Here is a 14,569-nt window from a genome sequence, read left to right on the forward strand (position 1 = left end):
ACGAGACCGTATGACCCTCTCAGTTTTAGCGTTGAAATAAATGGAATGCGTTTCATGAATTCCTCCTCAGAAACTCTCCACCCAGCCGATACCACGGGAAAAAGTCCCCAGCGACGGTCAGGATGGTAGCGGTACGAACCGTCGTAACGGGCGGCTACTTCGAGCAGGTATTTTTCACGAAAATCATAATTTAAACGTCCTACCAGTGACTGGCTGGCATATTCGCTCTCAGAACCACTGGTGGTCTGATTATTCAAACCCGCCTGATCGATCTGGTCATTGGTATAAAAAGCATATTCTCTTCCCAATCCCGCCCAACGGTTTTTAGACTCCTGCTGCTCGTAAACCAATGTTGCGCCAAGATTATGATTCTTGGCAATGACGGTATTGTAAAACACCTGTCCCTGGAATGTGACGCGGTTATTATCCGAGAAATTGTTACCGATCCTGGATGGGTTACGTTGCGCGTGGGCCGTGTATTTGTCGGTCGTGGCGTCGTAGGTATACAGGTTGTAGCTTTTAGAAAGCGACTTGTTCCGGTAGTTATTGCTATCGTAAGCCACTAATCCCTTCACTTTCAGGCCTGGAACAAATGGTACCGAGTAAGTCAGCGCAAAAGTGGATTGAAAAAACTTGTTGACCTCATCGCTGTAACCTGTCAGCGCACCATTCGCCAGCGCCACCGGATTGTAGCCACCGCTCAGCAGGGCAGGATATTTCGGATTGTCGTTCGCATAGGGACGCTCGGTAGCCAGTGCGATGCGCGTACCTTTATAAATGTTAAAAAAGTTATCGCCAGGTTGGTTTCTTTTGTCAAAAAGCCCGGAAAGGATCAGGTCAGCTTTCAGGTTTTTCGTCAGATCGATCCCCACATTGGTACGGAAAGTATACTTCTGATAACCCATATCGCCGGTTTTCAGCAGACCGTTTTCTTTTTGATAACCAAAACTTGTAAAATAAGTCGCCGCACCCTCACCGCCAGAAGCGGAGATAAAATGCTGCTGTTGAGAGGCCGATTTATTCAGTGTTTCCTTGTACCAATCTGTACTTTCGTAGCCAGGTGCTCCGGACCGGAATTTTTCAATTTCGTCGGAGGAGTATACCGGATTTTCGCCCAGGTTTTTCGCTGCATCGTTCCGCATTTCAGCCCATTGTAATGCGCTGGTCATGGTTGGAACATCGGTAGGACTTTGGCGACCGTACACTGCGTTGTAACTGAACTGCGGTTTTCCTTGCTTGCCCTTTTTCGTTGTCACGATCACCACACCATTCCCGGCGCGGATCCCGAAAATCGCAGCAGAAGCATCCTTCAAGACCGAAATGCTTTCGATATCATCTGGATTGATCTTCTGGAATTCGTAACCACCATCACGGGCGACACCGTCGACCACATATAGCGGCTCGCCAAAGCCACGGATGTTGATGTTGGTACTGAATGAACCAGGCTCACCCGAGTTCTGCCGGATCTGCACACCCGCCACTTTACCCTGCAGGCTCTGTGCAAGACTGGTATGCGTGGTGGTTTTGATCTGATCAGAAACAATGTTGGAGATAGCGCCCGTCAGCGTTTGCTTTCGCTGGGTACCATAACCTACCACCACCACTTCTTGCAAATCATCCGAGCTGGATTCCAGTTTAACGTCAAACGATGTACGGTTTCCGACTGTAATTTCCTGTCTTTTATAACCCAGAAAACTGACGATCAACACTGAACCGGATTTAGGAACGGCCAGCGAAAACTTACCATTGGCATCGGTAGTCGTGCCTTTGGTGGTACCCTGCAACACCACGCTGGCACCTGGCACAATGCCATTTTTTTCATCTCGGATTTCCCCGGATACGTGCACTTCGTCCGCATTCACCTGGGCAGTACTGGTTACCCGGCCTACGATCAGCAGACAAAATGTCCAGCATAGTAACATTAAAAATTTCCGGGAGCCCGAAAAAACTCCCTGTTTTAATAAAATTTGATTTTCCATATCATCTGATTAAGTCCATGTTAGTTTCCCTTTTTAATGATCAATACTGCTGTCCGCGGCTCCTTTTTGTAGCTTTTTAAAGGTCAGGGCATGGCAGTTCCCGTGAGCCTTTTCGGGGCTTTTCATTCTTACCATCATTACATTATTAAGCTGATGTGTTATATTTTGGTCGGCCGAACCATGGGGTCAAAGAAAGGACGGGCGTATTAAGAAATGGTTAATAAATGATTAACAGCTACGCAAAAGCCATTAATTTTTTCATTATCCGTATAAATAATTGAGAAATTTGAGGTTTTCGGGGAGAAAGGAGAGAAGTAGTGAGAGCGTACGTCTTTTCTTGTTGTTAGTCTTTACTTGTTAAAAGTATTTGAATCTATGTGGGCATCCCCCACTTAGCCGAGGTCCTTTCGTCGGTACAGCTCGACAGCGACCATACAATAAAAAAAAGCCCGCTTACAATGTTAGCTTACACGGGCATCCTTATTTTTTATAAAGAGTATAGAAACCCCGACAAGCATAGACATACAACTACAAACCCAAAGCCAATAACCCGACTTATACGATATTACTTGCTGATAATCTCCCGCTTCGTTAGCAAGGATACTATCAAATAGCAAAAAAGAAATGGCAAAAAGTGTCGCCAATAAGCTTAGAAATACTGAAATTTTGTTATTCCTCTTAAGCATAGCCCATGAAGCAAATAACAATGGGTTTGCAATCCAGGAAATTCCTGCACCGCCAGTAAGCATCGCAAACCAACCCAACAAAAATACCATAACCGAATCTCCACATTGAGATGTAGTGCAATAGCTTTTCTGAGTCAATGAAGACAAAAACAGAATACCACTAATCATTATGACGGCCTTTTCCAATTTACGGTTCTCATCCATTTTCTTGCTTTCTTATGAGTTACAAAAACACCCCATCATAATCCAACAAAATAACACCCGATTTCGAGGTCACTACTTTATTCAAAGATAATTGTGTTCTGTCTTTAATATCGGAAAACAATGGTTTGCCTCCGCCGAGAATGATCGGGTACATTGCGATCAAATAATTGTCGACAAGGCCGAGGTTAATGAAGCTGGTAATCAAACTTGCTCCGCCGTAAAGCCAAATGTCTTTGCCAGGCCGATTTTTAATTTCCCACACATGCTCTGCAATATTCTCACTAATATAGGTTGCCCGTTCATCCGTCACATTCGGGCTCTTTGAGAACACGTATTTCTCTTTACTGTGAACGCCGCTCCACAGCTTCTTTTCCGGCGGCGATGCACTCTCGCCTGGATCGTAGTTGCCCCAGAGATCATAACTCAATCGCCCGTAAAAAATGGTGTCAATTCTCGCAAGAAACTCGTCAAAATGGGATTCGAAAGTTGATTCAGCAGTGGGGTCATCCTCAATTCTGCACCAGTCTGTCTCACCATTCGGGCCTTCGATGAAACCATCTAATGATACAGCCAAATTCAAAATAACTTTTCTCATGGCGTTACTATTTTTTGCTTGGTGATGATATTTCTTGACATCAAGAAAAGACAATCGTCCAAGAAATCTCCCCCCTCCAACCCAGGGTTTAAACCCTGGGCTAGTGAGGGGGGGAGCCATTCTACTCGCTACGTAAGCTCTTCACGGGATCAAGCAATGCTGCCCGCACGGCCTGGTAACTGACTGTGAGCAAAGATACTACCACTGCCAGCGCACCTGCAAGCGCGAATACCCACCATTGCATGCTGATGCGGTAGGAAAAGTCGTTCAGCCACGTATCCATGGCCAGCCAGGCGATCGGCGTTGCGATCACGATCGCCACCAGCACAAGTATCAGAAATTCCCTGGACAGTAATGTAGTAATGCTCATCACAGATGCTCCGAGTACTTTCCTCACTCCTATTTCTTTGATCCGGTTTTCCGCCATATAAGCGGCCAGGCCAAATAATCCCAGACATGAAATGAATATGGTAAGACCTGCAAATAAGCCCGTTAGCGTAGCGACCTGCTGCGTATCCTCAAATTTCAGCGTGTAATCTGCGTCTACAAAATGATACTCAAAAGGATAGTCAGGATTATATTTTCTAAAAATTGATTCCGTGGCTTTCAGGTTTGCTTCTGTTGATTTCGCTGCATTAAATTTCATATGAATGACATTGAAATAGCTCTTCGCGCCTTCAATGATCATAGGCCGGGCGTGATCGTAAGGTGACCCGATCAAGAAATCCTTGATCACACCGACAACCTGGTAAGGCACATCGCCGTCCTTGACGATCTGTCCGATCGGCTCTTTGAAACCCATGACCCTGGCAGCCGACTCATTAAGGATCATCGCGCCGGAGTCTGAGGGATATTTGGTGAGATCCATGTCGCGGCCGGCAATCAATTGAAGTCCCGCAGTTTTTACGAGTCCTTCATCTTCTGTAAATCGGTCGAAATCCAGTTTTTCCCCCTTGTTCTTGCCCTGCCAGTCTACGCCCCAAGTGTCGCTGTTACCAAAGCTGAGGGGTGAAGCCGTTTTCGTAACGGACGACGCTATACCGGAACTGATTAGCTCGCTTCTGATTTGCCGGTAATTCTTGTCAATGTCGCCCGTGAGCCAGTGATAAACCACCTGTCCGCGGTCGTATCCCGCATCGCGGTTTTGCGCGTAACGTATTTGCTGCACGACTATCAGCGTGGAAATGATGAGTGTAATGGCGAAACTGAACTGTAAAACCACCAGTACTTTTCTCGGGCTCAGGACTGCATTTGTCCGCTTGAATGTACCTTTCAAAATGGCTATGGGCTGAAATGAAGACAAGAAGAACGCGGGATAACTGCCCGCAATGATGCCCGTAAATATCACAAACAGTAAAGTAGCAATCCAAAAATATACACTATTATACGGAAATTCTAACTCCTTACTAATCAGCGTATTGAAAGCCGGTAATGCAATTGCGACCAGCAACAAGGCAATGATTCCAGCGATCATAGCGATCAGAATGGACTCGCCGATAAACTGCCCCATGAGTAACCCTTTGTTTGCCCCGGCAGTTTTTCTGATACCCACTTCCTTCGCACGTTTTTCGCTCCGGGCGGTGCTGAGATTCATGAAGTTAATGCAGGCGATCAGTAAAATAAAGGCCGCAATGATGCCAAACAGACGAACGATTGCGATCCTTCCGCCCGAGATTTCTCCATTCGTAAAATTGGAATACAAATGCCATTTGCTGATCGGGTGCAGAAAAACTTCATGGTCTTCCCGTCCGGCAGAATGCTTCATGGTAATCCCCTTGATTTTTTCTGCCAATATCGCCGGATTGACATTTGGTTTCAGCTGCACAAATGTTTTGACCGAGTTATTACCCCAGCTATCGTCATCATCGCCTGTTTTTTTCAGGTACTGCCAAGGAAGAATGTAGTCGAAATGGAAAACGGTGTTGGTTGGAAGGTCTTTCAATATTCCGGTGACCGTAAAATTATCCTTATCAATCGTGATTACCTTGTTCAAAGCATTCTCCGTATCAAACATTTTTTTTGCCATCTTTTCAGTAACTACGATGGAATAGAGGCTGTTCAGCGCAGTTTTTGGATCGCCCTGCAGCATTGGAAAATCGAACATTTGCAAAAAAGAAGCGTCGGTAATGAGCGCTTCGTTCGATAATTTCTTCTCTCCCACTTTGGTTACGAACCAGCGTGAATATTGGCGGGAAACGTTAGCCACTTCTGGATATTCTTCCTTCAATGTCGGCCCCAGGATTTTCGGCGTGTTGTCCCAGCATTGTAGCTTCCCGTCGAAAGTACCTCGGTTCCAGGCGTGGTACAGGTACTCCTCGTTGGTATGAAATCTGTCGTAACCTACCTCATTATAGATCCACAGCAAAATGAGCAGGGCACTCGCCATACCTACGGCGAGCCCCGAAATATTAATGATCGAGAAACCCTTATTTCTCAGCAGATTTCTGAATGCGATTTTGAGATAGTTTTCTAACATAGCCCGCCATGACTTATTGGTGAAAATTCACAGCAGTCAGCTCAAATAACTTGCCAGTGAATTATTAACCTAAAAATCAATTAGTTAACCATCAAAAACATTCAATAGTTGTTCAGTAACGGACAGTATTTGTTCAGTTTGGAACGTGAATACTTTCCGAAAGAGATACCTAAAATTGGAGTGTCCAAAATATCTCACTCTAAAAAGAAATCACAGAACGCTTTTCCTGCCCATTGATAATATCGCTGATCGTGTTCGCCATTGCCGTAGTACTGGTCCATTTTGAAAAGTCTGCATCGGGCATATATTCCCTGTTCAGCGTGGTATCCAATGTTCCAGGCAGCAAAATATGGGAAGTAATGCCGCTTTTATTTTCACTTTCATTGACCAATGTAGAAAAATTAAAAAGCATCTGTTTCGATAATGAGTAAGCGAAGTTACCAATCGCGCTGCTATTGTTCATCGCAGCTTTGGCCCCGATAAAAATCAGTTTTCCACTTCCTTTTTCCCGAAAATGGGCTAGCAGAGATTGCGCGGTATTGAATGCGGTTGCGAAATTGAGCGATACCATTTTGGAAATGTCGTCCCATTTGGTCTTTTCCAATCCACCCGGAACAAAACCTCCTGCCAGGAATACACCAGCCAGAATATTATTTTCTTTATCCAATATTGACCTTACCAGCGTTTCCGAATCCTGCTGACTCGTCAGGTCGGTTTTGTAGTAGGAAATGCTTTCTGTTATCTCGCTACTTACTTCCCGCACAGAAAGATGAAGATGGTAGCCTGCCGTCAGTAGCGTTTCTACCACGGTTTTGCCCAGGTTACCCGTGCCGCCGGTCATTAGGATGTTGTTCATGTTTGTTTTGTTTTCCTAAGGCTGAAGCCTTAGGTTGGTGTTTGATTTCTTTTGGCTGAGTCCAGCGTTAGGCGTAGTCCTCTGACCGCCTGGCATCCCGGTACGTTTGGTCTCCGACCGCATTGGCATCGAGTAAATTCTCAGCATCATGACAACAAAAAAGAAGACTGTCTGGTGACAGTCCTCCATACAATGCTAAGCATTTTCCTCCATTCGTTCAAAACCCTCCCAAAGTAGCTTTAAATCAAAAAGAGCAGATTTCTCGACTTCATTGAACGAGATATCCGAGTGGTAAAGTGCCAGGTCGTGTATCATTTTCAGAGATCTGGATAGTTCCAGATAGCCCTGACCCTGAACAGATTCAGAAATTCCGCTTGGGAAGATGTTAGCGGTATGCTAACGTTCGATACGTGACGTGTATCAACCGTTGTGTTGACTGAAGGTACATTCAAGTCAACATTCTGCCCATCCAAAGTTCGCATTTTTGAAATAGATTAAGGTGGATAAAAAAGGAGAGGTCACCGCGAACTTCACCAAAGTGCTACTTTGTCAGGTCTCGGGACTTGCACCCGTATGCCTCTCCAAGACCATTTCTTACACCCGATTTGTGATGATAGTAGCATATTATTTTTATGAAGTTTCGCGTGGCAAATATAGGGGTTTATTGTAAACTGCAATGGGGTGAGGAAAAATGGTGTCTTTGAAGAAAGTTTGTGTCGCGAGTGTTGATAGTCACCGCAAGAAGAAAGTTGCTTAATTTAAAGTTATTGGGTACTTTTTAAGAAAATACTAAACTGGAGTAAAACTCGAACCTATAAATGGCGGAATTACACGTAAGCAAAAAAACAATTGGAAAATTATTTAGCGAAATGCAGAATAAAAAATTCGTTATTCCTGATTATCAGCGACCTTATAAATGGAATATAGAAAAATGCGAAACACTTTGGGTTGATATCGAAAATTTTGCTCAAACAGATGCCCAAATTGGAGCGGACTATTTCTTGGGAACAATCGTGTCCTACACCAACGAAAAGAAAGATCAGGAAATAATCGACGGTCAGCAAAGAATTACTTCTATCTTGTTAATGCTCAGGGCCTTTTACAAGAAATTAGAAGATATGCTAGAAGATGACGATGTAATTGGTCTAAAAAACCAACTTGCGCCCTGCATTTGGGATATAAATCCTATTTCTCAGAAGATTTCGGATAAAACAAAAATCCACATTGAATCTCTTGTTGCAACCGAGGAAGACAATGAAACTTTCCATAAGATACTCGAAAATGGCGTTGCGGCACAGGCCGCAAACGACAATTACTCAAAAAATTTCATCTATTTTAAGAATAATTGTGACACTTACGCATCAAAAAATCCAATGCAGTGGAAAGAATTATGCATAACTATTTTACAAAAATGCATTATACTTCCCATCGAATGTGAAGCCCAAGATACCGCCCTGACAATTTTTTCTACATTAAATGACCGGGGAATGCCACTCGCAGATTCTGATATTTTTAAAGCCCAAATTTACCGCAATTGTGTTTCTGATCAACAAAAGAAAGAATTTACAACCCAATGGAAAGATCTAACTCAAATATGCAAACAAGGTAAATTATCAATAGATGATGTATTTAGGTACTATACCCATATATTAAGAGCTCGAAACAGTGATAAATCAAAGGAAGTTGCGCTTAGAAAGTTCTACGCAGACGGCAAGTATTATAGGCTAAAAGATCCACATATTATGTCTGAAATAATGTCATTAGCTGAGTTTTGGCGATATACAAATGTTGATGTTAAGCCTGATGATGAAACAAAATATACTATATCTGTTGAAGCTAGAAAATATTTGCATTGTCTTACTTGCTACCCCAACGAATTTTGGAAGTACGCAACAAGTGTTTTCTTTGTGACCAACAAAGACAGTGAAACCTTTGACAAGGACTTTATTGGCATTCTTAAAAAGTCAGTATCATATCTTTTTGTGAAATTTATAGAAATTCCAAGTGTTAATGCTATCAAAGATGACATTTACTCGACTTGTATTTTACTGGCGCAAAACAAAAACTGGTTCTCCAAAACCCATTTAAACGAAGAATCTCTAAACCAACAAATCGGTGGGCCTACATCAAAAGCTTTATCAAGAGCACTTTTACTCCTTGAAGCTTATCTTCACGATGAGCAGAGAGACTTGATTTCAGATACGTTTGATATTGAACATATTTTCCCAAAAAAGTGGCAAAATACAAACTATAATGGTTGGCATTTAGAAGATGCAGAAGCGTACCTGGACAGGCTTGGCAACAAAATTGTTTTCGAAAAGAAGCTGAATATTCAGGCGGGTAATGGGTATTTTGGAATAAAAATGCAAAAATATAATAAATCTAAAATAGCGATAGTTCTAGCGCTTGGTAAGTACGCAAAGGATGATTGGGTTATGGGAGACATCGAAGAACGAGAAAAGAGAATTAAAGAAACGATTATCAACTTCTTCAAACAAAACTTTCCAAAAACAGAAGGAATAAATATATGAAAGGTTAAGAGTGCCAACCAGTAACATCACCCGATCTCGTTCAGGTGTAATCTCCCGACTGTGTTCCAAATTGTACCGAAACAGCCCCCGTTAGGCGTAGTCTCCAGACTACGTCTCGGCGTTAAGCGGTCTCCGACCGCATTGGCATAAAGCAAAGTCTTCTTTGAAATGGTTTTTAGTTTTGTTAGTTGGTCTTTTCTGAATTTCGGTCTGAGACCGACAACACTCGGACATACCGGGACGCCGGACGGCCAGAAACTATGCCCAACATGGTTCTACTAACCCAAGGCTTCAGCCTTGGGCCAAAGAAAAGTGGGTGCCCCTACCCCTTAAACATATCCATATAATGCTGCGAAGGCATCAGTATCCCGCCGCTTTCGGCATAAAACGACGCGTCGGTAGCATAAACGCCTTTTTGCGTGCGAATCCATGAGCCTGATGCTTTGGGGTGGTAGCTCATCAGGCGCTCCCAGTTTTTGTAGTACTGATGCCCGTTTGTCTCCTGCAACCCTATGCTCACGCCCGGGAAAGGCTGCAAACGTGCGGCTACGTTTTTGTTCCAGTCCACCAGTATCGGGTTAACGGTCAGGTCGGCGCAGAAGCATGGGATCTTCTTTTCGTAGGCCATCTGGGTAATTTTCATGGTCATACTCAGTGTTTTGGCAATCGCTTTGACTACGATCGCGGAGTAGCCGAGCTCAATGCGGTGCGCGGCGTCCTCCACCGTATGCGCACTTTCGTCGGCAGCGATGCATATGCCCAAATCACCGACAAATGTTTCGTTGCTTTCATCAAATGGTTCTTCAATCACGGCGATCTGGTCCAATGCGCCGATCTTTTTGGCATGGTCCAAAAACCGCAGTAATGTCTCCTTTTTTTCATACCGGCCATTCGCGTCAAAGTAGTAAGGTATCTTGCCGTTTTTGGTATAAGGTGTTTCGTAATGCCCGATCGCCTTGTGTACGGCCGTCAGAAATGCAATGTCTTTTTCGATCATTTCCTGCTGTGTTCCCGCAGAACCGGTCTTTAATTTCATGATAAAATAACCTTCATCAGCCGCCTGCTTGATCCGCTCGGCAGACGTTCCCACACTAAATGAGGGAATGCTCGCTACTTTCTCGTGCCTGTATGACAAGCCCGGCCGGTATGCTTCCGGGATCAGGTCGTCGAATTTTGTGATGTTATTTTCTTGTGCAAACAGCAGCCAGGCCGCATTATCGACCGATACCAATGCATTGAGCGCGAAGGTTTTTCTCAGGTCGGGGTTGGATGTAATTTTCTTGCCATAGGCCAGTACCTCTGGCAGAATGTCATCGAGTAACTGCACCGGGCTTGTAAACGAAGTGCCTTTGATCATTTGCAGCGCCCGCTCGCTCATCGCGTACATCAGCGCATTGCCCGCGCTTTCCGAATGTGCTGCAAAAACCTTTGAATCAGACCATAACACACCCTGCGTCGCCAGCCCTACTTTGCGTATGCCGGACTCGGATTCCAGCATTGAAACAGCCTGCCAGCTATCGGTAATGGCACTTCCTTTGAACCGGTATGGATTAAGTGGCTCTCTTTCAAAGTTGGAGTTTACCTGGCTGATCGTGATCTTTTTCATTGCTTTTTGAGTATGGATAATGTCCCCGGTAACATCCGGCCAGTTCATCGCCAATACGGCTCCTGCACCCGCACGGCCAATAAAACCTCTTCGTGATATTCCTTCGTTTTTCGCTTCTGACATGGCTGATTGATTAATCATTGAGTAAAAGCCGATGCTGTCATATCCCTACTTTTATTGTTTTGGAGATCGGTGTTGACAGGAAATTCGCTCAAAAAATAACTTTAATAGTATTGACGAATAAAATTGACCTTACTCGTATTCCAGTCTTTAAATTATTACATTTATTGTTTGAAGGATTTATCATTTCCTTAAAAATAACAGGCTGAACCCATAATGAGGTTAGAAGAACAGGAACATTGGAATGAAATGTGCAAAGGGAATGCTGACGCTTTTGAAAAGCTGTACAGCTACTTTGCCCGTGATTTATTCCGATATGGCTACCGGATTTCTACCGATCATGCACTGGTTCAGGACAGTGTGCAGGACCTTTTTCTCCATCTTTGGAACAAACGTCACGATCTGGAACAGGTAATCTCTCCCCGATTTTACCTTTACCGATCTCTGCGAAATAAGCTGATCCGCTCTTCGGAAACCAACCGGTTTGTGCTGAGTGACGATGGCGATCTTTCGGATCAATGGTTTCCGAGTGAAAAGGACATTGAAACCAGCTGGATTTCCGATGAAAGCAACCGCATTCAGCTTGCTATGCTGCACGATGCGCTGCAAAAACTCCCCGTACGCCAGCAGGAAGCCATTCAGCTGCGGTATTACCATGATTTTTCAGCCGAAGAAATTGGCCGTATCATGAATATAAATCAGCAATCTGTACGCAATCTGCAAAACAGGGCGATGCAGCAATTGCGCTCGGAACTGCCTTTCTTCCCGGTATCGTTACTTTCCGCAATGTTTTATTTTTCGGCCTGATTTTCCAGATTAGCATCAAAAAATCTGCATTAAGTCACATTAAAAAATCATCAATCGAATTATTTTGATATTTTTTGTGATTTTACTGAGTACGTTTTTTAAGACTTCGTATCTGTCAATATATAGTCTTATGAAACAATGGATCAATACGCTAATTACACCCTTCGCGATTTTATACAGGACGAGCATTTCATCGATTGGGTGAAGTATCCCGATGCTGAAAGTAATGGATTCTGGGAGTCTGTCAGAAAAACATATCCAGGTCAGTCTGCTGTGATGGATCAGGCCACGGGTCTGGTCAATGGTTTTGCGACATTCTATCCCGAGGTTCCCGATTCAGAAATTGAAAAAGCCCGCCAGGCCATTATGGACCAATATCCACGCGGCAGAATATTACCGATCAGCCGGCAACGTTTATACCTGTCAGTTGCGGCGTCTGTCATTCTGTTGCTCGGTTTCGCATTGTGGTTCAGGTCCGACGTGATCACTATTCCATTTTCACAAAAACCGCTGACAGGCAGCAAAACGGAGATACATGCAGCCAACGAAGGAGAAACCACGAAAGTAATCACCCTGTCCGACGGCAGTACCATCACATTATCCCCGAAAAGCAGCGTCACTTATGAAATGAATGGCAGCGACCGCCGGGTTGTGCACCTCCAAGGAGAAGCGTTTTTCAGCGTGACCAAGAATGCGCAAAAACCGTTTTTTGTTTATGCTAATGGCCTGATCACCAAGGTACTGGGCACCCGATTCAAAGTATCGGCCTATCCCAATGGTGAGGAAGTAAAAGTAGAGGTTAGTTCGGGCCGCGTGCGTGTGTACAGTACTGAAACCGGCAAAAACGATCCCGAATCACACGGTTTAACATTAACCCCCAACCAACAGGCTGTGTACCGGAAAAAGGATTTGCAGCTGACCCGCATGGTCGTAGAGAAGCCCAAAGTGCTGGTCACCGTTGAACAACTCAAAACGTATACTTACACGGACACCCCGATTTCGAAGATTTTTGAGGGGTTGGAGGATATTTATGGAATCAAGGTGGTGTATGATCAGGAGAAGTTTAAAAACTGCCGCCTGAATATGTCGCTTTCGGATGAATCGCTTTTTGAAAAGCTGGAATTGATCGGAAAAGTGGTCGAAGCCAGGTATAACATCATCGACGGGCAGGTCATTTTCATCGGAGATGGCTGCGGCGAATAATTAATACTCAAACCTAAACCCCTAACCATCATGACAAAGCAAGGACCTTAATCTTCACATTTTCAAAGAATTGAACCGGTAATGCAGCAACATTACCGGTCCGGATTTTCGTGGTAACTGGCAGCAACCAGCGACCGTTGTTTTGCATTTCCCAATCACAAAACCTGTTTAAATTAATGAACAAAAAACTACTAAATCAAGCCTTTCTATACCAGCTTATGAAAAGGTCCTTATTACAGCTAACAATAGCAGTGATATGTACGGGAATTTCACTCGCGCATACGATGAAGGCGCAAAACGTGCTCACACGGCCGGTAAAGATCCACGTCAGGAACCAGTCGTTCGACAAAACCCTGCTTGCGATTGAGAAAAAGGCCAATGTGAAGTTTGCCTACCGCTCTACCCTAACCAAACCCGACAACAATTTCACCCTCGAATCTTCCGGAGAGCAACTGTCCGACCTGTTGGACCGGTTTCTTAATCCATTGGAAATCAGGTATGAAGTTACAGGTGAACACATTGTACTGAGAAAGACGAACCAGTCGCCGGATGCATTGGAACCAAGCCAGGTTGCGGCCGAAAGAACGCTAACCGGGGCCGTCACGGATGATAAGGCCGAGCCGCTTCCCGGCGTGAGCATTATCGTTAAAGGAAGCCAGCGCGGAACCATTACGGATACGGACGGGAAATATTCCATTTCGCTGCCCGACGGAAATGTGTCCCTGGTGTACTCATTTGTCGGTTATCTGAACCAGGAAATCGTGATATCCAACCAAACTGTACTGGATGTTTCATTGAAAGTCGATACCAAAGCGCTGGAAGAGGTGGTGGTGGTTGGTTATGGAACGCAGAAAAAGCGGGACGTTTCTACGGCCATATCTTCGGTATCCAGCAGGGATTTGAAAGACAAACCGATGGCCAACTTCGCTGCGGCAATGGCCGGTAAAATGGCGGGCGTGAAAATTGCAAACTCCAACACCGCCCCGGGCGGCGGAACGAGCATCCGTATACGTGGTGTGAGCTCGATCAATGCGAGCAACAATCCGCTGATCGTGATTGACGGGTTTCCGCTGAAAGATGGGTTCAGCAAGGACGAAAATCCGCTGAATGGTATCAATGTCGCTGATATTGAATCAATAGAAGTATTGAAAGACGCTTCTTCCAGTGCGATCTATGGAACGCAGGCAGCAAATGGTGTTATTTTGATCACTACCAAAAAAGGAAAAAAGGGAAAACCTACATTGAGCATCAACGTCAGCAGAGGATTTGACAGGATGATCAATAAAATAGATGTACTGCACGGTGACGACTTCCTAAAATACCTGGACGATGCCCGTGCCAATGCCTACATCGTGGAAGATCCTAATTTTGGAACCAATAACCTGGACGCGCCACAATGGCAATGGACTGATTCTCCTGAAAAACGCATTGAAAACTGGAAAAAATATTCCAGCAACGCCGCGGGTATGTCCGCGCCGGGAAACCTTTTTAACCGCTGGATCACGG

Annotated in this window: 10 protein-coding genes; 4 read left to right on the forward strand and 6 right to left on the reverse strand. The window is 44.6% G+C overall.

All coding sequences use genetic code 11. The features are described 5' to 3' along the window. The 5 genes from ABIO93_RS31680 to ABIO93_RS31700 form a co-directional block, all read right to left on the reverse strand. A partial coding sequence (locus ABIO93_RS31680) for a SusC/RagA family TonB-linked outer membrane protein (RefSeq protein WP_348074055.1) occupies positions 1 to 1,979 on the reverse strand: 1,979 nt, incomplete at its 3' end. Positions 1,980 to 2,440: 461 nt separating this feature from the next. After that, positions 2,441 to 2,869 (reverse strand): hypothetical protein, encoded by a 429-nt coding sequence (locus ABIO93_RS31685; RefSeq protein ID WP_348074056.1) that lies wholly within the window; start codon positions 2,867 to 2,869, stop codon positions 2,441 to 2,443. Between the two features lie 19 nt (positions 2,870 to 2,888). After that, positions 2,889 to 3,464 carry a dihydrofolate reductase family protein gene (locus tag ABIO93_RS31690; protein WP_348074057.1) on the reverse strand — a complete coding sequence of 192 codons (576 nt, stop codon included), beginning with the start codon at positions 3,462 to 3,464 and terminating at the stop codon, positions 2,889 to 2,891. A 121-nt stretch (positions 3,465 to 3,585) separates the two neighbouring features. After that, positions 3,586 to 5,940, reverse strand: coding sequence for an ABC transporter permease (locus ABIO93_RS31695; protein ID WP_348074058.1), 2,355 nt, complete (start codon positions 5,938 to 5,940; stop codon positions 3,586 to 3,588). Between the two features lie 199 nt (positions 5,941 to 6,139). Then, positions 6,140 to 6,796, reverse strand: coding sequence for an SDR family NAD(P)-dependent oxidoreductase (locus ABIO93_RS31700; protein ID WP_348074059.1), 657 nt, complete (start codon positions 6,794 to 6,796; stop codon positions 6,140 to 6,142). Between the two features lie 818 nt (positions 6,797 to 7,614). On the opposite strand from ABIO93_RS31700, the gene ABIO93_RS31705 reads away from it, so the two are divergent. Continuing rightward, positions 7,615 to 9,327, forward strand: coding sequence for a DUF262 domain-containing HNH endonuclease family protein (locus ABIO93_RS31705; RefSeq protein WP_348074060.1), 1,713 nt, complete (start codon positions 7,615 to 7,617; stop codon positions 9,325 to 9,327). Between the two features lie 322 nt (positions 9,328 to 9,649). Here the strand turns inward: ABIO93_RS31705 and ABIO93_RS31710 are convergent, their stop codons facing one another. Next, a complete protein-coding gene (locus tag ABIO93_RS31710) occupies positions 9,650 to 11,056 on the reverse strand; it encodes an enolase C-terminal domain-like protein (RefSeq protein ID WP_348074061.1) in 1,407 nt (468 codons plus the stop codon). A 213-nt stretch (positions 11,057 to 11,269) separates the two neighbouring features. On the opposite strand from ABIO93_RS31710, the gene ABIO93_RS31715 reads away from it, so the two are divergent. The 3 genes from ABIO93_RS31715 to ABIO93_RS31725 all read left to right on the forward strand — a co-directional run. Beyond that, positions 11,270 to 11,860 carry a sigma-70 family RNA polymerase sigma factor gene (locus tag ABIO93_RS31715; RefSeq protein ID WP_348074062.1) on the forward strand — a complete coding sequence of 197 codons (591 nt, stop codon included), beginning with the start codon at positions 11,270 to 11,272 and terminating at the stop codon, positions 11,858 to 11,860. Between the two features lie 138 nt (positions 11,861 to 11,998). Beyond that, on the forward strand, positions 11,999 to 13,063 hold the full coding sequence (locus tag ABIO93_RS31720) for a FecR domain-containing protein (RefSeq protein ID WP_348074063.1): 1,065 nt from the start codon (positions 11,999 to 12,001) through the stop codon (positions 13,061 to 13,063). A gap of 218 nt (positions 13,064 to 13,281) precedes the next feature. Continuing rightward, positions 13,282 to 14,569: TonB-dependent receptor plug domain-containing protein (locus ABIO93_RS31725; protein ID WP_348074064.1), on the forward strand; the 1,288-nt coding region annotated here is incomplete at its 3' end.

Source organism: Dyadobacter sp., from assembly GCF_039919315.1.
Taxonomy (GTDB): domain Bacteria; phylum Bacteroidota; class Bacteroidia; order Cytophagales; family Spirosomataceae; genus Dyadobacter.